The 25,296-nt window shown below is 72.1% G+C and carries 20 protein-coding genes and 1 pseudogene; 5 read left to right on the top strand and 16 right to left on the bottom strand.

Annotated elements, in window-relative coordinates; translation table 11 throughout:
- Nucleotides 1-46: 46 nt before the first annotated feature.
- The 4 genes from ruvX to AB0R04_RS19685 are packed head-to-tail and all read right to left on the bottom strand — an operon-like array spanning nucleotide 47 to nucleotide 4,131.
- Nucleotides 47-517: a Holliday junction resolvase RuvX gene (ruvX, locus tag AB0R04_RS19670; protein WP_244293307.1), complete on the bottom strand. Its 471-nt coding sequence runs from the start codon at nucleotides 515-517 to the stop codon at nucleotides 47-49.
- A gap of 17 nt (nucleotides 518-534) precedes the next feature.
- Entirely contained in the window at nucleotides 535-3,204 is a 2,670-nt protein-coding gene (alaS, locus tag AB0R04_RS19675; RefSeq protein WP_363372758.1) for an alanine--tRNA ligase, read from the bottom strand.
- Entirely contained in the window at nucleotides 3,204-3,647 is a 444-nt protein-coding gene (locus AB0R04_RS19680) for a DUF6167 family protein (RefSeq protein ID WP_063346788.1), read from the bottom strand. The genes alaS and AB0R04_RS19680 overlap by 1 nt, the downstream gene beginning before the upstream one ends.
- Before the next feature lie 4 nt (nucleotides 3,648-3,651).
- A complete protein-coding gene (locus AB0R04_RS19685) occupies nucleotides 3,652-4,131 on the bottom strand; it encodes a DUF948 domain-containing protein (protein ID WP_063346789.1) in 480 nt (159 codons plus the stop codon).
- Between the two features lie 333 nt (nucleotides 4,132-4,464).
- Between AB0R04_RS19685 and AB0R04_RS19690 the strand changes: the two genes are divergently transcribed.
- Both AB0R04_RS19690 and AB0R04_RS19695 read left to right on the top strand, forming a co-directional pair.
- Nucleotides 4,465-6,612, top strand: a complete 2,148-nt coding sequence (locus AB0R04_RS19690) for a regulator (protein WP_363372761.1) — start codon at nucleotides 4,465-4,467, stop codon at nucleotides 6,610-6,612.
- 50 nt (nucleotides 6,613-6,662) lie between these two features.
- A complete protein-coding gene (locus AB0R04_RS19695; protein WP_363372764.1) occupies nucleotides 6,663-6,989 on the top strand; it encodes a tetratricopeptide repeat protein in 327 nt (108 codons plus the stop codon).
- 103 nt (nucleotides 6,990-7,092) lie between these two features.
- Here AB0R04_RS19695 and rpsD read toward each other — a convergent pair whose 3' ends face one another.
- The 3 genes from rpsD to ppk2 all read right to left on the bottom strand — a co-directional run bounded on the left by rpsD (nucleotide 7,093) and on the right by ppk2 (nucleotide 10,275).
- A complete protein-coding gene (gene rpsD / locus AB0R04_RS19700) occupies nucleotides 7,093-7,707 on the bottom strand; it encodes a 30S ribosomal protein S4 (RefSeq protein ID WP_063346792.1) in 615 nt (204 codons plus the stop codon).
- Between the two features lie 324 nt (nucleotides 7,708-8,031).
- Nucleotides 8,032-9,381: a replication-associated recombination protein A gene (locus tag AB0R04_RS19705; protein ID WP_363372766.1), complete on the bottom strand. Its 1,350-nt coding sequence runs from the start codon at nucleotides 9,379-9,381 to the stop codon at nucleotides 8,032-8,034.
- Between the two features lie 60 nt (nucleotides 9,382-9,441).
- On the bottom strand, nucleotides 9,442-10,275 hold the full coding sequence (gene ppk2, locus AB0R04_RS19710) for a polyphosphate kinase 2 (protein WP_063346794.1): 834 nt from the start codon (nucleotides 10,273-10,275) through the stop codon (nucleotides 9,442-9,444).
- Between the two features lie 209 nt (nucleotides 10,276-10,484).
- On the opposite strand from ppk2, the gene AB0R04_RS19715 reads away from it, so the two are divergent.
- Nucleotides 10,485-11,504: a LysR family transcriptional regulator gene (locus tag AB0R04_RS19715; protein ID WP_363372769.1), complete on the top strand. Its 1,020-nt coding sequence runs from the start codon at nucleotides 10,485-10,487 to the stop codon at nucleotides 11,502-11,504.
- Here the strand turns inward: AB0R04_RS19715 and AB0R04_RS19720 are convergent.
- The 4 genes from AB0R04_RS19720 to AB0R04_RS19735 all read right to left on the bottom strand — a co-directional run bounded on the left by AB0R04_RS19720 (nucleotide 11,477) and on the right by AB0R04_RS19735 (nucleotide 15,838).
- Nucleotides 11,477-11,986, bottom strand: a complete 510-nt coding sequence (locus AB0R04_RS19720) for an N-acetyltransferase (protein ID WP_363372771.1) — start codon at nucleotides 11,984-11,986, stop codon at nucleotides 11,477-11,479. The two genes, AB0R04_RS19715 and AB0R04_RS19720, sit on opposite strands and share 28 nt — an antisense overlap.
- Before the next feature lie 92 nt (nucleotides 11,987-12,078).
- Nucleotides 12,079-13,860, bottom strand: a complete 1,782-nt coding sequence (aspS, locus tag AB0R04_RS19725) for an aspartate--tRNA ligase (protein WP_363372774.1) — start codon at nucleotides 13,858-13,860, stop codon at nucleotides 12,079-12,081.
- Nucleotides 13,857-15,119, bottom strand: a complete 1,263-nt coding sequence (gene hisS / locus AB0R04_RS19730) for a histidine--tRNA ligase (RefSeq protein ID WP_063346798.1) — start codon at nucleotides 15,117-15,119, stop codon at nucleotides 13,857-13,859. The genes aspS and hisS overlap by 4 nt, the downstream gene beginning before the upstream one ends.
- An 11-nt stretch (nucleotides 15,120-15,130) precedes the next feature.
- On the bottom strand, nucleotides 15,131-15,838 hold the full coding sequence (locus tag AB0R04_RS19735; RefSeq protein WP_063346799.1) for an MBL fold metallo-hydrolase: 708 nt from the start codon (nucleotides 15,836-15,838) through the stop codon (nucleotides 15,131-15,133).
- A 274-nt stretch (nucleotides 15,839-16,112) separates the two neighbouring features.
- Between AB0R04_RS19735 and AB0R04_RS19740 the strand changes: the two genes are divergently transcribed.
- Nucleotides 16,113-16,955 (top strand): peptidylprolyl isomerase, encoded by an 843-nt coding sequence (locus tag AB0R04_RS19740; RefSeq protein ID WP_363372776.1) that lies wholly within the window; start codon nucleotides 16,113-16,115, stop codon nucleotides 16,953-16,955.
- A gap of 265 nt (nucleotides 16,956-17,220) precedes the next feature.
- Entirely contained in the window at nucleotides 17,221-18,450 is a 1,230-nt protein-coding gene (locus tag AB0R04_RS19745) for a DUF349 domain-containing protein (RefSeq protein ID WP_363372779.1), read from the top strand.
- A 70-nt stretch (nucleotides 18,451-18,520) separates the two neighbouring features.
- Here AB0R04_RS19745 and AB0R04_RS19750 read toward each other — a convergent pair.
- The 5 genes and pseudogenes from AB0R04_RS19750 to yajC all read right to left on the bottom strand — a co-directional run.
- A pseudogene (locus tag AB0R04_RS19750) lies at nucleotides 18,521-20,824 on the bottom strand (bifunctional (p)ppGpp synthetase/guanosine-3',5'-bis(diphosphate) 3'-pyrophosphohydrolase); the annotation flags it as partial.
- 304 nt (nucleotides 20,825-21,128) lie between these two features.
- Nucleotides 21,129-21,680: an adenine phosphoribosyltransferase gene (locus AB0R04_RS19755; RefSeq protein ID WP_063346803.1), complete on the bottom strand. Its 552-nt coding sequence runs from the start codon at nucleotides 21,678-21,680 to the stop codon at nucleotides 21,129-21,131.
- 25 nt (nucleotides 21,681-21,705) lie between these two features.
- Nucleotides 21,706-22,803, bottom strand: coding sequence for a protein translocase subunit SecF (gene secF / locus AB0R04_RS19760; RefSeq protein WP_363372782.1), 1,098 nt, complete (start codon nucleotides 22,801-22,803; stop codon nucleotides 21,706-21,708).
- Between the two features lie 4 nt (nucleotides 22,804-22,807).
- Nucleotides 22,808-24,508 (bottom strand): protein translocase subunit SecD, encoded by a 1,701-nt coding sequence (gene secD, locus AB0R04_RS19765; protein WP_363372893.1) that lies wholly within the window; start codon nucleotides 24,506-24,508, stop codon nucleotides 22,808-22,810.
- 236 nt (nucleotides 24,509-24,744) lie between these two features.
- On the bottom strand, nucleotides 24,745-25,152 hold the full coding sequence (gene yajC / locus AB0R04_RS19770) for a preprotein translocase subunit YajC (protein WP_063346806.1): 408 nt from the start codon (nucleotides 25,150-25,152) through the stop codon (nucleotides 24,745-24,747).
- Nucleotides 25,153-25,296: the final 144 nt, after the last annotated feature.

Raw genomic sequence — 25,296 nt, forward strand, 5'->3', positions numbered from 1 at the left:
GGACGCGTCCGCACGGACCCCTCGACGGGACGTTAGATCAGGCCGGTCAGCCGACCGCCTCGACGCTCTCACCGGGCGGGTTCCCGCTCACCCGTTCGGACTCAAGGGCGGTCTGCAGGATCACCACCGCAGCGGCCTGGTCGACCACCGAGCGGCCCTTCTTCGCCTTGACACCCGAGGCGCGCAGCCCGTGGGTGGCGGTGACGGTCGACATCCGCTCGTCGACCAGCCGGACCGGCACCGGGTACAGCCGGTTGGCCAGCCGCGTCGCGTACGCGCGGACCTTCTCCGCCGCCGGGCCCTCCTTGCCGCTCAGCGAGCGGGGCAGCCCGACGATCACCTCCACCGCGTCGTACTCCTCGACGATGGCGGCGATCCTGGCCTGCGACTTCACCCCGGCCGGAACGGTCTCCACGGGCGTGGCGAGCACCCCGTCGGGGTCGCAGGACGCGACCCCGATCCGGGCGTCACCGACGTCGACGGCGATCCGCCGCCCCCGCCGGAAGGGCCGCTCCACCTGAGGCTCCTCGACCATCAGCTGGCGCGCTCCGCGACCAGGCCGCGCACCGCGGCGACGGCCTCGCCGACCGCGGCCGGGTTGGAGCCGCCGCCCTGGGCGACGTCGTCCTTGCCGCCACCGCCGCCGCCGAGGGTCTTGGCGGCGACCCGGACCAGCTCGCCGGCCTTGATGCCGCGGCCGCGGGCGTCCTCGTTGGTGGCGATCACGGTCAGCGGACGGCCGCCCGCCACGGTGAAGGCGGCGACCACGGCCGGGCGCGAGCCGAGGCGGCCGCGCACATCCAGCACCAGCTTGCGCAGCTCGTCCGCGCCCACGCCGTCGGCGACCTGCGCGGCGACCACCGAGATGCCCTGCACGTCCTCGGCCGAGTCGGCCAGACCCGCCGCGGCGGCCAGCACCTTCTCGGCGCGGAAGCGCTCGATCTCCTTCTCGGCGTCCTTGAGCTTGGCGAGCATGCCCGAGATCTTCTCCGGCAGCTCCTCCGGGCGCCCCTTGACCAGCTCGGTCAGCTGGGACACCACGGTGTGCTCGCGGGCCAGGAACTTGTACGCGTCGACGCCGACCAGCGCCTCGACGCGGCGCACGCCGGAGCCGATCGAGGACTCGCCGAGCAGCTTCACCAGGCCCAGCTGGGCGGTGTTGCCGACGTGCGTGCCACCGCACAGCTCCTTGGAGAAGTCACCGATGGTGACGACCCGGACCTCGTCGCCGTACTTCTCGCCGAACATCGCGATGGCACCGGCCTTGCGGGCCTGATCCATCGTCATGACCTCGGCGGTGACGTCGAGTTCGCGACCCAGCACGTCGTTGATCTTCTGCTCGACGTCGACCAGCACGGTGCCCGGGACGGCGGCGGGCGAGCCGAAGTCGAAGCGGAAGCGGCCGGGGGCGTTCTCGGAGCCGGCCTGGGCGGCCGTCGGGCCGAGCGCGTCGCGCAGCGCCTGGTGGGTCAGGTGGGTGGCCGAGTGGGCGCGGGCGATCGCCCGGCGGCGCTCGGTGTCGATCGTGGCGTACGCCGAGGCGCCGAGCACGACCTCGCCGAACAGCACCCCACCGGAGTGCACGATGACACCCGGGACGGGCTGCTGCACGTCGCGGATCTCCACCACCGCGCCGGACTCCAGCCGGATCCGGCCGTGGTCGGCGAGCTGGCCGCCGCCCTCGGCGTAGAACGGGGTGCGGTCGAGGATGATCTCGACCTCGTCGCCCTCGGAGGCGGCCGGCGACGGAACGCCGTCCACCAGCAGGCCGACGACGCTGGCCTCGCCCTCGGTGAGGTTGTAGCCGGTGAAGACGCTCGCGCCGGACTTGTCGGCGACCTCGCGGTACGCGGCGACGTCGGCGTGGCCCATCTTCTTGGCCTTGGCGTCCGCCTTGGCGCGGTTGCGCTGCTCCTGCATCAGGCGGCGGAAGCCGGCCTCGTCCACCTGGAGGCCCTGCTCCTCGGCCATCTCCAGGGTGAGGTCGATCGGGAAGCCGTAGGTGTCGTGCAGCTTGAAGGCCTGGTCCCCGGAGAGGACCGCGCCGCCGGCCTGCTTGGTCTCGGTGACCGCGGCGTCCAGCAGGCTGGTGCCGGCCTTGAGGGTCTGCAGGAAGGCCGCCTCCTCGCCGACGACGACCGTCTCGATGCGCTTGCGGTCGCTCTCCAGCTCCGGGTACTGCGGAGCCATCGCCTTGATCGCGATGTCGGTGAGGTCCTTGGCCACCACGCCGGTGGCGCCCAGCAGGCGCATGTTGCGGATGGCACGGCGCAGGATGCGGCGCAGCACGTAGCCGCGGCCCTCGTTGCCGGGGGTGACGCCGTCGCCGATCAGCATCAGCGCGGTGCGGATGTGGTCGGTGACCACGCGCAGCGAGACGTCCGACTTGTGGTCGGCGCCGTAGGTGTGGCCGGTGAGCTCGGCGGCGCGGTCGAGGATCATCCGGCTGGTGTCGATCTCGAAGAGGTTGTCGACGCCCTGGAGGATGGCGGCGAGGCGCTCCAGGCCGAGGCCGGTGTCGATGTTCTTGCTCGGCAGGTCGCCGAGGATCTCGAAGCCGTCCTTGCCGTCGCCGTGGCCGCGCTCGTACTGCATGAAGACCAGGTTCCAGATCTCCAGGTAGCGCTCGCCGTTGACGGCCGGGCCGCCCTCCTCGCCGTACGCGGGGCCGCGGTCGTAGTTGATCTCCGAGCACGGGCCGCAGGGGCCGGGGACGCCCATCGACCAGAAGTTGTCCTTCATGCCGAGGCGCTGGATGCGCTCGGACGGGACGCCGATGACGTCACGCCAGATCAGCTCGGCCTCGTCGTCGTCCTGGTAGACGGTGATCCAGAGCTTCTCCTTCTCCAGGCCGTAGCCACCGTCCGCGACGGAGCTGGTGAGCAGCTCCCACGCGAACTTGATGGCGCCTTCCTTGAAGTAGTCGCCGAAGGAGAAGTTGCCGCACATCTGGAAGAAGGAGCCGTGCCGGGTGGTCTTCCCGACCTCCTCGATGTCCAGGGTGCGCACGCACTTCTGGACGCTGGTGGCGCGCGAGAACTGCGGCTTGACCTCGCCCAGGAAGTAGGGCTTGAACGGCACCATGCCGGCGTTGACCAGCAGCAGGGTGGGGTCGTCGGCGACCAGGGACGCCGACGGAACGACGGTGTGGCCGCGCTCCTCGAAGAAGCGCAGCCAGCGGCGGCGGATCTCAGCCGACTCCATTATTGGTCCTTCCGGTTCGGGGTGCCGCCCCGCTGCGGCAGGGCGCGGCGGGGCGTTTCTTCAATGGCTCGGGTGGTGGTGCGGGCCCCACGGGACACGGGGCGGGGGCCTGACGGGGGCAGGGCGGCGGCCGGGCTGCCGGGCGCCGCCGAGATAGCTCGGTACTGCGGCTCGCCGCGCAGGACCCGTCCGGTGCTCCGGGGTTCGACGACGGCGGTGCCGTGCAGTCCGAGGTCGTCCTTCAGCTGCTCCTCGCGCTCGGCCATGCCGGCCCGCACGTCCTGGGCGAACTGCTTGGCCAGGTCGCCCAGGTGCAGCGCACCGCGCGTGGCGGTGCCGGAGAGGCTGTCCGGGGTGAGCCGGTGCACGGCCTCGTTGGCCTTGTTCATGGCCCACACGGTCGCACCGGCGCCGACCGCCATCCAGAAGACGCGTCGCACCATGCCGTCAGCCCCTCACCGCGCGCCGGACCCGGGAGAGCAGGCCGTTCCTGGGCGCGGTCGCGGCGCGCACCTCGGCCCGGATCAGCCGGGCCAGCTCCTCGCGCTCGCCGCTCTGCGACGGCACGGACGGCTGGCCGCCCTGCTGCTTGGCGACGGCCTTGCGGACGCCGTAGCTGAAGGCCGCGACCTTCACCAGCGGCCCGCCCAGGGTGGCGGCGACGGTGGAGGAGAGCGCGTTGGCGTTGGCGGCGGCGTCCTGCACGTTGGCGGTGATCTCGTCCACCCGCTCCAGCTGCTGGTTGGCGCTGCGCACGGCGGCGCCCGCGTCGCTCAGCAGCGGGACGGCCTGCTCGGTGACGGCGGAGACGAGGACGGTGGCCTCCTTCAGCACGCGCGAGAGGCGGACCAGCACCACGGCGAGCAGGGTGACCAGGACCGCCCAGAACACGGCGACGAGCAACCCGGCCAGCTCTCCCACGGACACCTTTGCGCGCTCCCTCGCCTTGCTGTTCTCCGAACGGAACCCTATCGCGCCCACGCCCGGTTTCCGGACCGGGTTATCGCCGGGCCCCGGGGTCCACCGTCGCGTCGGCCCTCGGCCGAACCGGTCGGATGTGCGAACCGCGCGCGTAACCTACCGGCCGGTCACCTCGTTCTGCCAGGCGGGCCGTCGCCCGTACGGCCCGACGAACGTCCGGGCCCCGACGGTCCGGGCCAGGAACACGGGGAGCAACGCTTGGCCGGCGACTGGAGAGCACAGCCCGGGGAACCCGCGGCGTGGCCGCGCGAGCCGCAGCCCGGTCGGCTGCCGGCCGAGGTGACGGGCTTTGTCGGGCGGCAGCGGGAGCTGGCCGAGCTGGCGGGCCTGCTGGCCGGCGCCCGGCTGGTGACGGTGACCGGGCCGGGCGGGGTGGGCAAGAGCCGGCTGGCCCTGCGCGCCGCCGCCCGGGCGGCCGGTGCCTTCCCGGACGGCACCTGGCTGGTCGAGGTGGCCCCGGTGCAGGACCCGCTGCTGCTCGGCCGCGCGGCGCTGGAGGCGCTGCGGCTGACCGACGACACCGCCCGCCCGCCGCTGGACGTGCTCACCGAGCGGCTGTCCGGCCGGCGCTCGCTGCTGGTGCTGGACGGCTGCGAGCACCTGGTGCAGGCCTGCGCCGACCTGGCGGACGCGCTGCTGCGGGCACTGCCCGGCCTCCGGGTGCTGACCACCAGCCGCGCCGCGCTGCGGGCCTCGGGCGAGCACCTGCTCGCCCTGGCCCCGCTGCCGGTCGACCCTCGGCCGAGCGGTCCGAGCGGTCCGGGCGGGCTGCCGGACGCGGTGCGGCTGTTCGCCGAGCGGGCCCGGGCGGTGCTGCCCTCCTTCGCGCTGACCGAGGCCAACGCCGAGGCGGTGAGCCTGCTCTGCCGCCGTCTGGACGGCCTCCCGCTGGCGGTGGAGCTGGCGGCCGGGCGGCTGCGCGCGCTGTCGGTGGAGCAGATCACCGCCCGGCTGGACGACCGGTTCCGGCTGCTCACCGGCGGCTCCCGGACGGCCCTGCCGCGGCACCGGACGCTGCGCACCACGATCGGTTGGAGCCATGAGCTCTGCACCGCGCAGGAACGTTTACTCTGGGCCCGCCTCTCGGTCTTCGCCGGCAGTTTCGACCTGGAGGCCGCCGAGTACGTCTGCGCCGGTGACGGCCTGGAGGCCGAGGACGTGCTCGACCAGCTCGACGAACTGGTCGGCAAGTCCGTGGTGCTGCGCGAGGACAGCGCCTTCGGCGTCCGCTTCCGGCTGCTGGACACCCTGCGCGACTACGGCGGCCAGTGGCTGCGGGCCGCCGGCGAGGAGCAGCGGCTGCTGCGCCGCCACCGCGACTGGTACCTGGGCGTGGCCACCTGGGGCGAGGTCGAGTGGTTCGGCCCCCGGCAGGCCGAGACCGCCGAACGCACCCGACTCGCCCACCCCAACCTCCGCGCGGCGCTGGAGTTCTGCCTCGCCGAGCCCGGCGAGGAGCAGATCGCCCTGCTGCTGGCGGGCACGCTGTGGTTCTACTGGGTCGGCTGCGGCCACCTCGGCGAGGGGCGGCACTGGCTGGACCGCGCGCTCGCCCTGGACCGCGAGCCGACCGAGGCCCGCGCCAAGGCCCTCTGGGCGACCGGCCACCTGGCCACCCTGCAAGGCGACCTGGAGGCGGCCCGCCCGGCGCTGGAGGAGTGCCGCCGCCAGGCCCTGGACACCGGCGACGACCGGGCGCTCGCCTACGCCGTCCACCGGCAGGCCAGCGCGGCCCTGGTCGGCGACGAGCCGGAGCGCGCCGCCGAGCTGTTCGAGGAGGCGCTCTGGCACTACCGGACCATCGGCGAGCTCAACAGCAACGTCGTGCTGGCCATGGCCGAGCTGGGCCTCGCGTACCTGTTCCAGGGGGATCCGGAGAGCGGCGAGCTCTGGTTCGGCCAGGCCCGCGAGCTGTGCGAGGAGCACGGCGAGCAGTGGGCGTACGCGTACGTGCTGTACGCGATGGCGTACGCGCACTGGCTGGACGGCGCCGTCCGGGCGGCCCGCGCCCTGGCCCGGGAGGGCCTGCGGCTGAACCACCTGTTCCACGACCTGCTCGGCATCGCGCTGGCGATCGACCTGCTGGCGCTGCTGGAGACCGAGCCGGGCGGCCCGGGCGCGCCGGGCGACCTGGGCGGGGCCCGGGTGCTGCAGGGCGCCGCGCACCGGATCTGGCACACGGTCGGCCTGCCCTTCCTGGGCTCGCGGTCCTTCTTCGGCCCGCACCAGGAGTGCGCGGAGCGGGCCCGGGCGGGGCTGACCGCGCAGGAGTACGAGCAGTGCTACCAGGCCGGGGCCCGGCTCGACCTGGACGCGGCGGTCTCCCGGGCGCTGGGCGCCAGCGGGTCGACGGGCGACCCGGAGCCCGGGGCCGGGCCCTGCTCGGTGCCGTCCGCACCGGCGCCCGCACCGGCCAGGAATAGCTGAAACTTGCCGATTGCTTGAGGAGGCAAGGAACCACCCGGAAGGAGCACCCCGTGGCCGTGACCACCGCCGCCGACGAGTACCGCCTCGCGACGTTCCACTTCGAGTCCAAGGCCTACGCCGACGCCGCCCGCCTGCTGGAGGGCGTGCTCGCCGAGGAGCCGGCCAACCTCTCGGTCCGGCTGCTGCTGGCCCGCAGCTACTACCACTCCGCCCAACTCGGGCGCGCCGAGGCCGAGTTGCTCCGGATCCTGGACACCGACCCGGCCGAGGACTACGCCCGGCTGATGCTCGGCCGCACCCTGGAGCGCCAGGGCCGCGCCGAGGAGGCCCGCCCGCACCTGCGGCTGGCCGCGGCGATGACCGGCGAGAACCGGTAGCCGACCGGCACCAGCAGGCACCACCCGGAAAGGGGCGAGCCCCCGCCGCCTCGAAAGGCGACGGGGGCTCGCTGAGGTACCGCAGATGCGGAACCGCCGCGGGTCAGCGCGAGTAGTACTCGACCACCAGCTGCTCGTCACAGATCACCGGGACCTCCTTGCGCTGCGGCGCACGGTCCAGGCGGAAGGCCAGGGCCTTCAGGTTGACCTCGAGGTACTTCGGGGTCTGGCCCTCACCCGCGTAGCCACCCTCACGGGCGACCTGGAACGGGACCTTCTCCTTGCTGCGCTCGCGGACGGTCACCACGAAGCCCGGCTTCATCTGGTACGACGGCTTGTTGACCTTGCCACCGTTGACCTCGATGTGGCCGTGGACGACCATCTGGCGGGCCTGGTAGATGGTGCGGGCAATGCCCGAACGCAGCACCAGCGAGTCCAGACGGGTCTCCAGCTCGGCGACGAGCGCCTCACCGGTCTTGCCCTCGGCCTTCTTCGCGCGGTCGAACGCGCGCGCCATCTGCTTCTCGCTCAGGTCGTACTGGGCGCGCAGACGCTGCTTCTCGAGCAGACGGACCTTGTAGTCCGAGTTCTGCTTGCGACCACGGCCGTGCTGGCCGGGCGGGTACGGGCGGGCCTCGAAGTACTTGACGGACTTCGGGGTCAGCGGCACGCCGAGCGCACGCGCGATCTTGACCTTGGGACGCTTCTGGTTCGCCATGAACCAAACCTTCCTTGCTTACGAATACGGCTTCACCAGGTGTTGACGGAGGTCGCATCTCGCGACCCGGAGACAACCCATCGCCGAGGCGATGCGGTCAGCCGCTCTCCGGAGCCGGGCACAAAAGTGCTGGTCACACGGAACAGCCCGGAAATCCGGGCCGTCCGCGACACCGAAACGGTGCGCGACGCTCCTGGTGCGGGCCTCCCGGAGGAGGCCTACGGCCGATGCCCCGCTGGTGCGGCCGGTCGGTGGAGTCTCCTCCGCCGCCGTCCCGGGGCATGGCACTTCGACCGATTGTACCGGGTGGTCGAGCGCCCCTTCTCACTCACCCCTGAGCCGGCCCCGCGTCCACTCCACGACGTCCGCGTAGCGGGCCTCGCCGCCACGCCGGGTCGGCTGGTAGTAGTCCTTGCCGTGCACCGCGTCCGGCGCGTACTGCTGGGCCGCGATGCCCTCCGGCAGGTCGTGCGGGTACTGGTAGCCCTGGCCGTGGCCGAGCTTGCCCGCGCCGCCGTAGTGCGCGTCCCGCAGGTGCGGCGGCACCGCGCCCGCGAGCCCCTGCCGGACGTCCGCCAGCGCCGCGTCGATCGCCAGGTAGGCCGCGTTGGACTTGGGCGCCAGGGCCAGCGCGATCGCCGCCTGGGAGAGGATGATCCGCGCCTCCGGGAAGCCGATCAGAGCCACCGCCTGGGCCGCCGCGACCGCCGTCTGGAGCGCCGTCGGGTCGGCCAGGCCGACGTCCTCGCTGGCCGAGATCATCAGCCGGCGAGCAATGAACCGCGGGTCCTCCCCCGCCTCGATCATCCGGGCCAGGTAGTGCAGGGTGGCGTCCACGTCGCTGCCCCGGATCGACTTGATCAGCGCGCTCGCCACGTCGTAGTGCTGGTCGCCGTCCTTGTCGTAGCGCACCGCCGCCTGGTTGACGGCCGTCTCCGTGGTGGCCAGCGTGATGCTCGCCTCGCCCTTCTCCAGCGCCGCCCCGGCCGCCGCCTCCAGCGTGGTGAGCGCCCGCCGGGCGTCACCGCCGGCGAGGCGCACCAGGTGGTCCTCGGCCTCCGCCGTCAGCTCCAGCGCGCCCCCCAGGCCGCGCTCGTCGGCCACCGCGCGGCGCAGCAGGGCGCGGACGTCCTCGTCGGTCAGCGACTCCAGGGTGAGCAGCAGCGAGCGGGACAGCAGCGGGGAGATCACCGAGAAGTACGGGTTCTCGGTGGTCGCCGCGATCAGGGTGACCCAGCGGTTCTCCACGGCCGGCAGCAGCGAGTCCTGCTGGGCCTTGGAGAAGCGGTGGATCTCGTCCAGGAACAGCACCGTCTCCCGGCCGGACATGCCGACCGCCCGCCGGGCGCCGTCGATCACCGCCCGGACCTCCTTGACCCCGGCGGTGATCGCGGACAGCTCGACGAAGCGGCCCTCCACGGCCTGGCTGATCACGTGCGCCAGGGTGGTCTTGCCGGTGCCGGGCGGGCCCCAGAGGATCACCGAGCTGGTCGCCGCCGGCCCGCGCGAGCCCGAGACCAGCCGCCGCAGCGGCGACCCGGGCTTCAGCAGCTGCCGCTGCCCGGCCACCTCGTCCAGGGTGCGCGGGCGCATCCGTACGGCCAGCGGCGCCCGGCCGGGCTCCCTGCTCTGGCGTTCCTCGGCGGCGGCGGTGAAGAGGTCCGGTTCGTCCACACCGGAAGCCTATGCGAGGCCGCCGACACACCCGCCGGAGCAGCCGGCCCCATCGCGCGCCTACGCCCTGTCCCGCCGATCGAGGCGGGCCGCGTGGTCCGGGACGTACTTCTGCAGGTCGCGCGGGGGCCGCTGGTAGCCGCGCGGGGCCGGGCGGGGCGGCAGGTCGATCTGCGGGGCGGTGATCTCGCGGTACGGCACGGTGGAGAGCAGGTGGGCGATCATGTTGATCCGGGCCCGCCGCTTGTCGTCGCTCTCCACCACGTGCCAGGGCGAGTCCGGGGTGTCGGTGTAGACGAACATCTCGTCCTTGGCCCGCGAGTAGTCCTCCCAACGGGTGATCGACTCGACGTCCATCGGGGAGAGCTTCCAGCGCTTCATCGGATCCTCCAGCCGGTCCCGGAAGCGCCGTTCCTGCTCGGTGTCGCTCACCGAGAACCAGTACTTGCGCAGCAGGATGCCCGACTCGATCAGCATCCGCTCGAAGGTCGGGCACTGGTGCAGGAACTGCCAGTACTGCTCGTCCGTGCAGAAGCCCATGACCCGCTCGACGCCGGCCCGGTTGTACCAGCTGCGGTCGAACAACACGATCTCCCCGGCGGCCGGCAGCTGCTCGACGTACCGCTGGAAGTACCACTGGGTCTTCTGCCGCTCGGTCGGGGTCGGCAGCGCCGCGACCCGGGCGATGCGCGGGTTCAGGTACTCCGTCACCCGCTTGATCGCGCCGCCCTTGCCGGCGGCGTCGCGCCCCTCGAAGACCACCACCAGCCGGGCGCCCTCGACCCGCACCCACTCCTGGAGCTTCACCAGTTCCTGCTGGAGCCGCAGCAGTTCCCGCTCGTACGGCTTCCTCGCGAGTCGTTCCGGCTTCGCGGTCCGCTGCTCCTCGGCCACCTGGGGTCCTCCGTCCGGCTGCTGCTGATGAGCACTCACCGTAGGCGCTGGAGGCCGCCCCCGCAGGTCGGCGGACGGGTGGGCGGCAGCGGCGGCCCCCTGAACCGCCGCTGCCGCGCTCCCCCGTCCGGTCGGCGCGAACGCCGAACGATCAACCTTGGCCCACACCTGCCGGACGGGTCCAATATCCGGTTCCATAACCTTGGGGCATGGATGTCGACACCCGCCTGCTGCGCAGCTTCACCGCGGTCTGCGAGGAGGGGCAGCTGACCGCTGCCGCGGCCCGGCTGTTCGTCTCCCAGCCGACGCTCACCAAGCAGATCCGCCAGCTGGAATCGCTGCTCGGGGTCGAGCTGTTCGAGCGCTCGCGGCGCGGCATGGCGCCCACCCAGGCCGGGCGGGCGCTGGCGGACTACGCCGGGGCGATGCTGGCCGGCTGGGAGGACGCGCTGCGGGCCACCCGGGCGGCCGCCGCCGAGCAGGGCTCGGTGCTGCGCGTGGGGTTCGAGGGCGGCATCATCAACCTGATGACCCGCAGCACCGTCGCCGACTTCGCCCGGCGGATGCCCGGCTGGCAGGTGGAGCTGCGGCAGAACAACTGGTTCGACCCGACCTCGGGCCTGGCCACCGGCGAGATCGACCTGACGCTCTGGCACGGCCCGGCGTGGCTGGTCGAGCACTACAACGTCGCCGTGCTCGGCGAGGAGGCGCGGGTCGTGGCGCTGCCGGCCGGGCACCGGCTGGCGGACCGGGCCGAGCTGTCCGTCGAGGACCTGCTGGACGAGCCGTTCGTGGCGATACCGCACGAGGCCGGGCACTGGCGCGAGTACTGGCTGGCGGGCCGGGAGCGGGGCGGGCGTCCGGTGCGGATCGGCGCGGTGGCGCACAACACCGACGAGTGGCTGGCCGCGGTGGTGTGCGGTCAGGGCGTCGGCTTCGCACCGGAGGCGATGAGCCGGCTGGCCGTACGGGATGACGTCGTGTACCGGCCGGTGCGGGGGCTCAGCCCGAGCCGGGTCGGGCTGTACTGGCCGAAGGACCGCGAACTCACGCCGGCGATGGCCGCGTTCGTGCGCAGCTGCCGGGTCACGGTCCCCTTCGGCCGGCTGGGATCGTCGGGTGGGACGGAGCCCCTGGTGGGAACGTCGGGCGAAAACGGAGCCCCGGGTGGGAACGCGGTCGGTGGAACCGACCTGACGGCCTACACCGCCACGAAGGCCTCGGGGTAGCGGCAGAGCCCGCGCGGAACGCCGTCGTACGCGGGCAGCGGCAGCGCCTGGAAGTAGGCGTCCGGCACCTCGAACGGCCCGCTGATCTCGTGCCGACCGGCCGCGCTGAAGCCGAACCGCCCGTAGTACTCCGGGTCGCCGAGGACGACCACGAGCTTCTCCCCCGCCTCCTCGGCCGCCGACAGCGCGGCCCGGACGACGAGTTCGCCGACGCCCTTGCGCTGCCACTCGGGCGCGACGGCGACCGGCGCGAGCGCGAGGCCCGCGCCGTCCTCGCCGACCCGCAGCCGGGTCAGCAGCGCGTGCCCGATCACCAGCCCGGCCTCGTCGACCGCGACCAGCGACAGGCCGGGCAGCCAGGCCGGATCGCGGCGCAGCGCGTCGACCAGGTCCGCCTCGTCCGGGCCGGGGAACGCGGCCATGTGGACGCGTCTGGTCGCCGGGACGTCATCCGGACACTCGACTCTTGTGATCACCTGCATGAGTCAACCCTCCTTGTGTCACACGTCATTGTGGACCGGCCCCGGACGGTGGGTGGACCGTCCGGGGCCGTTGAAGGTTAGCGGATCCGGTGTCAGGAGTCGGACTTCGCGGCGTCCTCGCGCAGCTTCGGCTTGGCGTCCACGCCGGCCTCCCGGCGCTGGGCCGGGGTGATCGGGGTCGGGGCGCCGGTCAGCGGGTCACCGCCGGTGGACGTCTTCGGGAACGCGATGACGTCGCGGATGGTGTCGTACCCGCCGAGCAGGGTGACGATGCGGTCGAGGCCGAAGGCGACGCCACCGTGCGGCGGCGGGCCGTAGTTGAAGGCGTCCAGCAGGAAGCCGAACTGCGAGGCCGCCTCCTCCTCGGAGAGGCCGATCGCGTCGAACGCCCGCTTCTGCACGTCGCGCTGGTGGATACGGATCGAACCGCCGCCCAGCTCCGAGCCGTTGAGGACCAGGTCGTAGGCGTTGGACAGGGCCGAGCCCGGGTCGGTGTCGAAGGTGGCGAGCGACTCGGCGGTCGGGGCGGTGAACGGGTGGTGCACCGCGTGCCAGCCCTGGAACTCGCCCTTGTCGTCCTCGATCGGCTCGAACATCGGGAAGTCGACGACCCAGAGGAAGGCCCACTGCGACGCGTCGATCAGCTCGCAGCGGCGGCCGATCTCCAGACGGGCGGCGCCCAGCAGCTCCTGCGAGGGGCGCTGCTTGCCGGCCGCGAAGAAGATCGCGTCACCGTTCTTGGCGCCCGCGGCGGCGGCCAGGCCGGCCAGGTGCTCCTCGGACAGGTTCTTGGCGACCGGGCCGCGCAGCTCGCCGGTCTCGGCGTCGATGACGACGTAGGCCAGGCCGCGGGCGCCGCGCGCCTTGGCCCAGTCCTGCCAGGCGTCGAGCGCCTTGCGGGGCTGCGAGGCGCCGCCGGGCATCACCACGGCGCCGACGTACGGGGCCTGGAAGACGCGGAACGCGGTGCCCTTGAAGTACTCGGTGAGGTCGGTGAGTTCCTGTCCGAAGCGGACGTCCGGCTTGTCGGAGCCGTAGCGGGCCATGGCGTCCGCGTAGGTCATCCGGGGCAGCGGGTTGGGGAGCTCGTAGCCGTGCACCTCGCGCCAGATCGAGCCGACGATCTTCTCGCCGAGGGCCAGGATGTCCTCCTGGTCGACGAACGAGGCCTCGATGTCGAGCTGGGTGAACTCCGGCTGCCGGTCGGCGCGGAAGTCCTCGTCGCGGAAGCAGCGGGCGATCTGGTAGTAGCGCTCCATGCCGGCCACCATCAGCAGCTGCTTGAACAGCTGGGGCGACTGCGGCAGCGCGTACCAGTGGCCGGGCTGCAGGCGGACCGGGACGAGGAAGTCGCGGGCGCCCTCGGGGGTGGAGCGGGTGAGGTACGGCGTCTCGATGTCGAGGTAGTCGTTCTCCTCCATCACCCGGCGGATGATGTTGCTCACCTTGGAGCGCAGCCGCAGGCCCTTGGCCGGGCCCTCGCGGCGCAGGTCCAGGTAGCGGTAGCGCAGCCGGACCTCCTCGTTGACCGTGCCCGGCTCGTACTCGGCGACCGGGAAGGGCAGCGGGGCGGCCTCGGAGAGGACCTCGATCTCGCTGACGACGACCTCGACCGCGCCGGTCGGGATGTCCGGGTTCTCGTTGCCGTCGGGGCGCACCCGGACGTCGCCGACGACCTTGACGCAGTACTCGGCGCGAAGGCCGTGCACCGAGTCGAGGTCGCGGACCACGATCTGCACGGTGCCGGAGGCATCGCGCAGATCGATGAAGGCGACACCGCCGTGGTCGCGGCGGCGGGCGACCCAGCCGGCCAGGGTGACGGTGGTGCCTGCGTGCTCCGGGCGGAGCGTGCCCGCGTCGTGCGTGCGGATCACAGCTGCTTCTCCTTCAGGGTGGTGACGAGTGCGTCGAGGGCGACGGGGTTCTGCTCGCCGGTGGTCAGGTCCTTGAGCTGGACGACGCCGTCGGCGAGGTCCCGGTCCCCGGCCACGAGGGCGAAGCGGGCGCCGGACCGGTCGGCGGACTTCATGGCGTTCTTGATGCTCTTGACGCCGAAGGCGAGGTCGGTGGCAACGCCGGCCCGGCGCAGCTCGACCACCTTGGCGAACAGGACGTTCTTGGCCTCCTCGCCGAGCGCGACGGCGTACACGGAGGTCGCGGCGGGCAGGTCGAGGACGATGCCCTCGGCCTCCATCGCCAGGAAGGTGCGGTCCACGCCGAGGGCCCAGCCGACGGACGGCAGCGCCGGGCCGCCGATCATCTCGGACAGGCCGTCGTAGCGGCCGCCGCCGCCGATCGCGGACTGGGCGCCGAGGCCGTTGTGCACGAACTCGAAGGTGGTGCGGGTGTAGTAGTCCAGGCCGCGGACCAGCTTCGGGTCGTCGACGAAGGCCACGCCGTTCGCGGTGAGCAGCTCGCGGACCTTCTCGTCGTACGCCTTGCACTCCTCGCACAGGTAGTCGCGCAGCTTGGGCGCGTCGACCAGCTGGGCCTGCACCGACTCGCGCTTGTCGTCCAGGACGCGCAGCGGGTTGATGTCGGCGCGGCGGCGGGTGTCCTCGTCCAGGTCCAGGCCGGCGAGGAACTCGACCAGGGCGGCGCGGTAGACCGGGCGGCACTGCTTGTCGCCGAGGCTGTTGAGCAGCAGCGAGTAGTCGCGCACGCCCAGCGAGCGGAAGGCGTCGTCGGCGAGGATGATCAGCTCGGCGTCCAGGGCCGGGTCCTCGGCCCCGATCGCCTCGGCGCCGACCTGGGAGAACTGGCGGTAGCGGCCCTTCTGGGCGCGCTCGTAGCGGTAGTACGAGCCGGAGTACCAGAGCTTGACCGGCAGGTTGCCCTGCTTGTGCAGGTTGGCCTGGAGGGCGGCGCGCAGCACCGAGGCGGTGCCCTCCGGGCGCAGCGCGAGCTCGTCGCCGCCGCGGGTGGTGAGGTTGTACATCTCCTTGCTGACGATGTCGGTGGACTCGCCGACGCCGCGGGAGAAGAGCTTCACGTCCTCGAAGACCGGGGTCTCGACGTAGCCGTAGCCGGCCCGGCGGGCGGGCGCGGCGATGCGCTCGCGGATCGCCAGGAAGGTCGCGGAGCTGGGGGGCAGCAGGTCGTAGGTGCCCTTGGGGGCGGTGAAGGTGCTCAACTTCTCTTCCGTCACATTCCTCGTCGCGGGAAAGCCTGGGCGCCGGCCGCCCCTGCTGCCTGTCGGAGGTAGGGGTTGGTGGCGCGCTCGTGGCCGATGGTGGTCTGTCCGCCGTGGCCGGAGAGGACCACGGTGGTGTCGTCGAGGGGCAGGCACACCCGGGCCAGCGACCGCATGATCGCCTCGCTGTCCCCGCCCGGGAGGTCGGTACGCCCGATGGAGCCGGCGAACAGCAGGTCGCCCGAGAACAGCACCGGGGGGAGGTCCTCGGCACCGGGCGTCCGGAAGGTCACCGACCCCCCGGTATGGCCCGGGGCGTGGTCCACGGTGAGCTGCAGGCCGGCGAGCTCCAGCACGGCGCCGTCGGTGAGCTCGCGCACGTCGTCGGGCTCGCCGACGGTGAGCTCGCCCATCAGCTGGGTGCCCAGGGCGCGGCCGAGGGCCTTCTCCGGGTCGGACATCATGTACCGGTCCTCGGGGTGGATCCAGGCCGGGACGCCGCGGGCGCCGCAGACCGGGACCACCGAGGCCACGTGGTCGATGTGGCCGTGCGTGAGCACCACGGCGACGGGCTTGAGCCCGTGCTCGCGGACCATCTCCTCGACGCCGCGCGCCGCCTGGTGGCCGGGATCGACGATGACGCACTCCTCGCCCGCCGCCGGGGCGACCAGGTAGCAGTTGGTGCCCCAGGCTCCAGCGGGGAATCCGGCGATGAACACGCGCGTCCTTCGTGATGCGGTCGGCAGTGGCGGCTACGGTCGCGGCTGCCGGGTCGGATGCAGCCACCAGTCATGCAGCAAACCAGTGAGGTAAAGGCAGCCTACCGGCGGTGCGGGTGCGGTTGCGAACCAGATAGGGGTGGCGCGCGCGGTTCGCACTGACAGGTTCACCGCGTTCTTACAGGCCCGGTCCCTACACTTGGCCGCCGATGGATGCGATGATCCGCTTCGGTACCCATCCACTTTCCCAGCACATCCGTAGGAGACACGGCCGGTGGTCAGCAGCGAACAGCGGCGGCGGCAGCTCGCCCGAGAGAAGTACGAGCGCCAGATGGAGCGGCGGGTCGCCGCGCGGTCCGCGCGCAGGCGCCGCAACACGATCCTGGGCTCCGCGCTCGCCGTCGTGGTGCTGGCCGGCGGCGGTGCGCTGGTCGGCACCGGGGCGTTCAGCTCGGACAAGGACAAGTCGGCTTCGGCCGCCTCCTCCGCCAAGGCCGCGCCCAGCCAGAGCGCCGAGCCGACCACCCCGACCCGCAAGCCGGTCGAGGGCTGCGCCGATCCGGCGCCGGGCGCGCCGAACGGCAAGCAGTGGCAGGCCGAGCCGGCCATGGCGGTCGACGCGGGCGGCTCGTACACCGCGACGCTGGACACCAACTGCGGCAAGGTGACGCTCGCGCTCGACGCGGCCAAGGCCCCGCACACGGTGAACTCCTTCGTCTTCCTGGCCGGGGAGAAGTACTTCGACCACACCAAGTGCCACCGCCTCACCACCGACGGCATCTTCGTGCTCCAGTGCGGCGACCCGACCGCCAGCGCGACCGTCCCGGGCGGCACCGGCGGCCCCGGGTACAAGTTCGCGGACGAGAACCTGACCGGCGCGACCTACCCGGCGGGCACCGTGGCGATGGCCAACTCCGGCCCGGGCACGAACGGGAGCCAGTTCTTCCTGGTCTACAAGGACACCCAGCTGCCCCCGAACTACACCCCCTTCGGCAAGATCACCGGGGGCCTGGACGCGGTGCAGAAGATCGCCGCCGCGGGCACCCTGGAGGGCGCCCCGGACGGCCACCCGATGGCCGACGTCACCTTCAACTTGGTGACCACGGCAAAGAGTTGACATTTACCGGGGCCGCCCACAAGGGGCGCCCGAAGCGCCTCGGCGCGGCCCCGGCCCGAAATCGCCCGGCCCGGATGCGGACAGCACCGGGGCCGGTCGCCTATGTTGGCGTTGTATCAGGGTGCCCGTACCCGCCTGGCCGTCACCCTCGGCAGCAAGTCACGGCGGACGGGGACGGCGGACTCATCGGTCCGCCGCACATCAACTGTGGACGACGGACGCGCGCCGCCCCGGCGCGGGCGCGACGTCATGTGGAGGACGCGCTATGAGCAGCGACCCGTGGGGCCGTGTCGACGAGCAGGGCACGGTCTACGTCAGGACGGCCGACGGCGAACGCGTCGTGGGTTCCTGGCAGGCCGGCTCGCCCGAGGAGGCCCTCGCCTACTTCGAGCGCAAGTACCAGGGCATCGAGGTGGAGATCGGCCTGCTGGAGAAGCGGGTGCGCACCACCGACCTGGCCGCCAAGGACGCCCAGGCCGCGCTGGACCACCTGCGCGCCCAGGTGACCGAGGGGCACGCGGTCGGCGACCTGGCCGCCCTGGCCAAGCGGCTGGACACGCTCGCCGGCGAGATCGAGAGCCGGCGCGAGGAGCGCAAGGCCGCTCGCGCCAAGGCCCAGGACGAGACCCGCACCGCCAAGGAGGCGCTGGTCTCCGAGGCCGAGCAGCTCGCCGAGTCCACCCAGTGGCGGGAGGCCGGGGACCGGCTGCGCGCCCTGGTGGACACCTGGAAGGGCCTGCCCCGGCTGGACCGCAAGAGCGACGACGAGCTGTGGCACCGCTTCTCGCACGCCCGCTCGGTCTTCTCCAAGCACCGCAAGGCGCACTTCGCGACCCTGGACGCCGAGCGCGAGCAGGCCCGGCAGACCAAGGAGGCGCTGGTCGCCGAGGCCGAGGCGCTGTCCTCGTCCACCGAGTGGGGCGACACCGCGGCCGCCTACCGCGACCTGATGGCGCGCTGGAAGTCCGCCGGCCGGGCCCAGCGGGACATCGAGGACGAGCTGTGGGCGCGCTTCCGCGGCGCGCAGGACGTCTTCTTCCAAGCCCGTTCCGCGGTGTTCAGCGAGCGGGACGCCGAGCAGGTGGCCAACCAGAAGCTCAAGGAGGCGCTGGCCGTCGAGGCCGAGGCGATCCTGCCGATCACCGACCTGAAGGCCGCCAAGGCGGCGCTGCGCGAGGTCAACGAGCGCTGGGAGGCGATCGGGCACGTGCCGCGCGACGCCCGTCCGAAGCTGGACGGCCGGCTGAACACGGTCGAGCGGGCCATCCGCGAGGCCGAGGACTCCGAGTGGAAGCGCTCCAACCCGGAGGCCAAGGCGCGCGCCGCCGGCATGGTCGGTCTGTTCGAGGCGAAGGCCGACAAGATCCGGACGGATCTGGACAAGGCCCGCGCCGCCGGCAACGCCGGCCGGATCGCCAAGCTGGAGAACGAGCTGGCCGGCGTGCAGACCCTGCTGGAGCAGGCGCACCGGAGCCAGGAGGAGTTCAGCGGCTGATCCGCCGAACGCACGAGAGAGGGCCCCGGGATCTCCCGGGGCCCTCTCTCGTGCTCTCGTGCTCGGGGCGCTACTTGCGGGCCGAGGTGACGCGGTAGACGTCGTAGACGCCCTCGACGCCGCGCACGGCCTTGAGCACGTGGCCGAGGTGCTTCGGGTCGCCCATCTCGAAGGTGAAGCGGCTCATCGCGACCCGGTCGCGGGAGGTCTGCACCGCCGCCGACAGGATGTTGACGTGCTGGTCGGAGAGCACCCGGGTGACGTCCGAGAGCAGCCGGGAGCGGTCCAGCGCCTCGACCTGGATGGCCACCAGGAACACCGAGGACTGGGTGGCGGCCCACTCGACGTCGATCATCCGCTCGGGCTGCTGGCTCAGCGACTCGACGTTGACGCAGTCAGCGCGGTGCACCGAGACGCCGTTGCCGCGGGTCACGAAGCCGACGATCGGGTCGCCCGGCACCGGGGTGCAGCAGCGGGACAGCTTGACCCAGACGTCCTCGACGCCCTTGACGATCACGCCCGGGTCGCCCTTGGCCCGGCGGCGCACCGCCCGGCGGTTGTCGTGCGTCGGGGTCGCGGTCTCGGCGAGGTCCTCGGTGGCGCCCTCCTCGCCGCCGAGCGCCTGGACCAGCTTCTGCACGATGTTCTGCGCGGTGACGTGGCCCTCGCCGATCGCGGCGTAGAGCGAGGAGATGTCGGGGTAGCGCATCTCGTGGGCCAGGGTGACCAGCGAGTCGCCGGTCAGGATCCGCTGGATCGGCAGGCCCTGCTTGCGCATCGCCCGGACGATCGCCTCCTTGCCGTGCTCGATCGCCTCCTCGCGGCGCTCCTTGGAGAACCAGGCGCGGATCTTGTTGCGGGCGCGCGGCGACTTGACGAAGCCCAGCCAGTCCCGGGACGGGCCGGCGTTCTCCGCCTTGGAGGTGAACACCTCGACGGCGTCGCCGTTCTCCAGCGTCGACTCCAGCGGCACCAGCCGCCCGTTGACCCGGGCCCCTATCGTCCGGTAGCCCACCTCGGTGTGTACCGCGAAGGCGAAGTCGACCGGGGTCGCGCCGGCCGGCAGGGCTATCACGTCGCCCTTGGGCGTGAAGACGAAGACCTCGTTGCTGGCCAGGTCGAAGCGCAGCGACTCCAGGAACTCGCTCGGGTCGGCGGTCTCCTTCTGCCAGTCCAGCAGCTGCCGCAGCCAGGCCATCTCGTTGACGGCGCCGGCCTTGTCGTCCTTGCGGACCTGGGTCGGGGTGTCGGTGCGGACCTTGGACGCGCCGGCCACCGCGCGCTGCTTGTACTTCCAGTGCGCGGCGATGCCGTACTCGGCCCGGCGGTGCATGTCGAAGGTGCGGATCTGGAGTTCGACGGGCTTGCCGCCGGGGCCGATCACCGTCGTGTGCAGCGACTGGTACATGTTGAACTTGGGCATCGCGATGTAGTCCTTGAACCGCCCCGGCACCGGGTTCCACCGCGCGTGGATGGTGCCCAGCGCCGCGTAGCAGTCGCGGACGGTGTCGACCAGGACCCGGATGCCCACCAGGTCGTAGATCTCGGCGAAGTCCCGGCCCCGGACGATCATCTTCTGGTAGACCGAGTAGTAGTGCTTCGGCCGGCCGGTGACGGAGGCGGTGATCCGGGCGCCGCGCAGGTCCCCCTGGACCTGGTCGATGACGGTCGCCAGGTACTCGTCCCGCTTGGGGGCGCGCTCGGCGACCAGCCGGACGATCTCGTCGTACATCTTGGGGTAGAGGATCGCGAAGGCGAGGTCCTCCAGCTCCCATTTGATGGTGTTCATGCCCAGCCGGTGCGCCAGCGGGGCGTAGATCTCCAGCGTCTCGCGGGCCTTCTTCTCCTGCTTCTCCCGCTTGAGGTAGCGCATCGTGCGCATGTTGTGCAGGCGGTCGGCCAGCTTGATCACCAGGACCCGCGGATCCTTGGCCATCGCGACGACCATCTTGCGGACGGTCTCGGCCTGCGCGGCCTCGCCGAACTTGACCCGGTCCAGCTTGGTGACGCCGTCCACCAGCAGCGCCACCGAGTCGCCGAAGTCCTTGCGCAGGGTCTCCAGGCCGTAGTCGGTGTCCTCGACGGTGTCGTGCAGCAGCCCGGCCATCAGGGTCGCGGCGTCCATCCCCAGCTCGGCCAGGATGGTGGCCACCGCCAGCGGGTGGGTGATGTACGGGTCGCCGCTCTTGCGCTTCTGCCCGCGGTGCCACTTCTCGGCGACGGCGTAGGCCCGCTCGATGTCCCGCAGCAGCGCCGGGTCGGCCTTCGGATCGTTCGCCCGGATCGACCGGAACAGCGGCTCCAGCACGGGGTTGAGCACGCTGGAGCGCTGGCCGCCGAGGCGGGCCAGGCGGGCGCGCATGCCACCCGAGGAGGAGCCGCGCCCGGTGGGGGCGGTCGGTCGCGAGGAGGTCGGCGCCGGGCGTGCCGGGGTGGCCCCCGAGGGCGTGGGACGGTTGTCGGGGGCGGCCGCTTCGGCCGTGGGCACAACCTCGTCGGGCAAGGACTCTCCTCGGGGCACCGGGGCCGACCCCTGCCGCGGCCCGTACGGTCGGACGCAACCGGGAGGGGGTGAATCTTCATGGTACCGAGCCGGGCGCCGTGGCGTTCATCCACCCGGGCCGGAAACGGAAGGGCGGCGGTCGGATGATCCGACCGCCGCCCTTCACTCAGGTCCCTCAGACCGTGACCAGCGTCTCCAGCGGGGCGCCGTTCAGGTGCCCGGCCAGCCGTTCCCGGCCGTCCAGGAAGCCCAGCTCCATCAGCACCACGACGCCCACCAGCTCGGCGCCGGCCTCCTTCACCAGGTCCAGCGAGGCGCCGATGGTGCCACCGGTGGCCAGCACGTCGTCCACCACCAGCACCCGCTCACCGGGCGCGAAGGCGTCGCACTGCACCTCCAGCGTCGCCGAGCCGTACTCCAGCTCGTACGAGCGCCGGAACACCTCGCCGGGCAGCTTGCCCTGCTTGCGGATCGGCACGAAGCCGAGCCCGGCCGCGAAGGCCGCCGGGGCCGCCAGCACGAAGCCGCGCGCCTCCAGGCCCACCACCTTGGTCGCCCCGAGCTCCCGCGCCCGGTCCGCCAGCGCCCTGGTGAGGGCGCCGAAGGCCTCGGCGTCGGCCAGCAGCGGCGCGATGTCCTTGAACAGCACACCCGGCTTCGGGTAGTCCGGGACATCCCGGATCCGGCTGTTCAACAGCTCGGCCAGTGCGGTGTCGGCGGTGGTCACGGCGTGTCCTTACGGTCGGGTCGGTTCAGCGCTTGGTGGACGGACGGCCCTTGGCACGCGTGGTGCCGGCCGCCCGGCCGCGCTGACCGACCATACCCGCAGGCAGGTCCTCGTCCGCGATCTCCTCGCCCGCCGGCACCTCGCCCGCGGCCTTGGCAGCGGCCGCGGCCCGGTGCTGCAGGACCCGCTTGCGCAGCGCCTTCATCTCCGGCTGCTCCTCCTTGAGCTGCGCCAGCAGCGGGGTGGCGACGCAGATCGACGAGTAGGCACCGGCCGCGAGGCCGATGAACAGCGCCAGCGAGATGTCGTTCAGCGTGCCGGCGCCCAGGAGGCCGCCACCGATGAACAGCAGCGCGGCGACCGGGAGCAGGGCGACCACGGTGGTGTTGAGCGAACGCACCAGGGTCTGGTTGAGGCCCGCGTTGGCCGCCTCGCTGTAGGTGAGCTTGTTCTGCTTGGTGAGGTCCTTGGTGTTCTCCTTCACGGTGTCGAAGACGACGACCGTGTCGTAGAGCGAGTACCCGAGGATGGTCAGGAAGCCGATCACCGTACCGGGGGTGACCTCGAAGCCCACCAGGGCGTACACGCCGATGGTGATCAGGAGGTCGTGGATGAGGGCGACCAGGGCCGCCACCGCCATCCGCCACTCGAAGGCGATCGCCAGGTAGACCGTCACCAGGACCATGAAGATGATCAGGCCGGTGAGCGCCTTCGAGGAGATCTGCTTGCCCCAGCTGGGGCCGATCACCTGGGCCTCGACGGTGTCCAGCGGCACGGCCAGCTTCTCGGAGAGCTGAGCGCGGATCTCGTCCGAGCTCTTCGGCTCCTCGGTGCTGACCTGGATGCGGATCTTGCCGTTGTCGGTCGACTGCACCAGCGGGTGCGAGGAGACGATCTGGTTGGACGTCTCCTGCGCCTGCGAGACGGTCAGCCCCGGCTTGGCCACGGTGTAGACCGAGCCGCCCTTGAACTCGATGCCCAGGTGCAGGCCCATCGACAGACCGATCGCCGCGATCAGCACGATCACGCCGGAGATGGAGTACCAGAGCTTACGGCGCCCGACGAAGTCGAAGCTGACCTCGCCCTGGTAGAGCCGGTGTCCCAGATTGGAGAAGCGTGACACGGTGTCAGGCCTCCTTCACGGCGGCAGAGGAGGGGCTACGACGACGGCTGCTGCGCAGCGGCGGGCGGGCGCCCAGCCGCTTCGGGTCCAGGCCGGACCACGGGTGACCATCGGAGAAGAACTTGCGCCGGGCCAGCAGCGTGATCACCGGCTTGGTGAAGAGGAAGATCACCACGACGTCCAGCGCGGTGGTCAGCCCCAGGGTGAACGCGAAGCCCTGGACCTTGCCGACCGAGACCACGTAGAGCACGGCGGCACAGAGGAAGGACACGAAGTCCGACACCAGGATGGTGCGCCGGGCGCGCGGCCAGGCCCGCTGGACCGCCGGGCGCAGCGGGGCGCCCTCGCGGACCTCGTCGCGGATGCGCTCGAAGTAGACGATGAAGGAGTCGGCGGTGATGCCGATCGCGACGATCGCACCGCAGACCGCGGGCAGGTTCAGCGCGAAGCCGATCCCGGCGCCGAGCAGGCTCATGATCGAGTAGGTCAGGGCCGCCGAGACGAGCAGACCGGCGATCGAGACCAGCCCGAGGCCGCGGTAGTAGACCAGCGAGTAGAGCACCACCAGCAGCATGCCGATCGCGCCGGCGACCAGACCGGCCTTGAGCTGGTCGCTGCCGAGCGCCGGGGAGACGGTGGTGATGTCGCTCTTGCTGAATTCCAACGGCAGGGCGCCGTAGCCCAGCACGTTGGACAGGTCCTGCGCCTCGGCCTGGCTGAAGCGGCCGGTGATCACGGCGCTGCCGCCGGGGATCACGTTCTTGACCTCGGGGTGCGAGACGACCTGGTTGTCCAGGACGATCGCGAACTGGTTGTTCGGCGGGGTCTGGGTGGCGAGCTGGCCGGTGACCTTGGTGAAGGCGTCGGTGCCGGCGCCGTTGAACTGCAGCTGGACCTGCCAGCCGGCACCCGTCTGGGTGTCGAGGCTCGGCTGGGCCTTGGAGACGTCCGAGCCCTTCACGGCGACGGGGCCGAGGGCGAGCTTCTCGTAGTAGCCGTTCTCGGGCTTCTGCGAACAGGCGACGACGGCCTTGTCCTCGGGGCCGGTCTGGGCCGCGCGGACCTCCGGCTTGGTGCAGTCGAGGGCGGTGAAGGCCGCGGCCAGCTCCGGCGGCACGGTGCCCTGGGTCATCGCGGCGCTGACGTCCGCGGCGCTGGGCGGGGTGGCGGGCGCGGACGGCGTGGTGGCGGCGCTCGGGGCGGTGCTCGCGCCCGTGGCGGCGGCGCTCGGGCTGGCGTCGGCGGCCAGCGCCTCACCGGCCGGGCGGCCCTGCTTGGTGCCGCTCGCGCTGGGCGTGCCGGTGGCGCTCGCGCCGGCCGAGGCGGTGGAGCCGGCGGACGGGGCCGCGCTCGGGGTGCCGGTGGCCGAGGGGGAGCCGGTGGGCGCCGGCGGCGTGAAGCCGCTGGGCGCCACCGCGAGGACCGGGCGGAAGAACAGCTTGGCGGTGGTACCCACCTGGTCCGCCGCGTTCTGCTGGTTGCCGCCCTTGGGGATGTTCACGATGATCGTGTTGTCGCCCTGGGTCTGCACCTCCGCCTCGGAGACACCCATGCCGTTGACGCGGCGCTCGATGATCCCGGTGGCGATGTCCATGTTGGACTTGCTGATCGCCTTGGGGTCGGTCGACTTCGCGGTCAGCGTGATACTGGTGCCACCGGCGAGGTCGATTCCGAGCCGGGGCTTGGTGTGGCCCGTCCCGAACATGAGGGCGACCAGTCCGACGGTGACGACCAGGATGAGGGCCAGCGCCCGCCCTGGGTAGCCGTCGCGCGGGCGCGACTTGGGTGTTGCCACCTTGCTCGTTTCTCCCTGTCCATGCCACTCCCCCAACCGGACCCCCGTCCGGCTTGTGGCGGGACGGGGGCATGGCGGTTCTGCGGCCCTGAGGTCCTGTGGGCTCGCGGCACTGGGCCGCGCGGCCGGGCTGGTGCCCGACCGTACTACTTGCTCGCGGGAGCCCCGCCCTCGACGTCGCCCTTGGCGCCGCCGTCCTTGGTGAGCGTCAGCGGCTTGTCCTCGACCGGCTCGGCGTCGGTGTCCTCGGCCTCCGGCTCGGCCAGCTCGTCATCGGCGGGGCGACCGTTGATGATCGCGTCGTACTCCTGGGGCTCCAGGACAGCGGCGATCGCGCTCTTGGTGAAGTGGGTGACCACGCCGGGCGCGATCTCCAGCTCGATGGTCTCCTCGTTGATCGCCTTCACCGTGGCGTACAGGCCACCGATGGTGCGCACCCCCGCCCCTGGCTCCAGCGAGGTCTGCATCTGCTGCATCTGCGACTGGCGCTTCTTCTGCGACCGGAACATGAGCACGATCGCGATGATCGGGAGGAGAAGGATGATGAAGTTCACTGCAGCCAGGGTCCTTTACGGGCCGCCGACCGGCGGCCTGTGTGGTATTGGTCGGCCCGTCAGGTGAGCGGGGCGGTCCGGCGGAGTCTAGGCGACCCCGAACTGATCGGACAACGCCAAGCATCGCATCCTGCCGCCGAAAGT

The organism is Kitasatospora sp. NPDC056731 (assembly GCF_040687675.1).
Lineage (GTDB): Bacteria > Actinomycetota > Actinomycetes > Streptomycetales > Streptomycetaceae > Kitasatospora.

What these genes read in the sequence shown, in the direction of transcription:
- rpsD (WP_063346792.1), bottom strand. Translation starts at nt 7,707, where the DNA reads ATGGCGAACCAGAAGCGTCCCAAGGTCAAGATCGCGCGTGCGCTCGGC.
- AB0R04_RS19680 (WP_063346788.1), bottom strand. Translation starts at nt 3,647, where the DNA reads ATGGTGCGACGCGTCTTCTGGATGGCGGTCGGCGCCGGTGCGACCGTG.
- AB0R04_RS19715 (WP_363372769.1), top strand. Translation starts at nt 10,485, where the DNA reads ATGGATGTCGACACCCGCCTGCTGCGCAGCTTCACCGCGGTCTGCGAG.
- AB0R04_RS19720 (WP_363372771.1), bottom strand. Translation starts at nt 11,986, where the DNA reads ATGCAGGTGATCACAAGAGTCGAGTGTCCGGATGACGTCCCGGCGACC.
- secD (WP_363372893.1), bottom strand. Translation starts at nt 24,508, where the DNA reads ATGTTCGGGACGGGCCACACCAAGCCCCGGCTCGGAATCGACCTCGCC.
- AB0R04_RS19745 (WP_363372779.1), top strand. Translation starts at nt 17,221, where the DNA reads ATGAGCAGCGACCCGTGGGGCCGTGTCGACGAGCAGGGCACGGTCTAC.
- alaS (WP_363372758.1), bottom strand. Translation starts at nt 3,204, where the DNA reads ATGGAGTCGGCTGAGATCCGCCGCCGCTGGCTGCGCTTCTTCGAGGAG.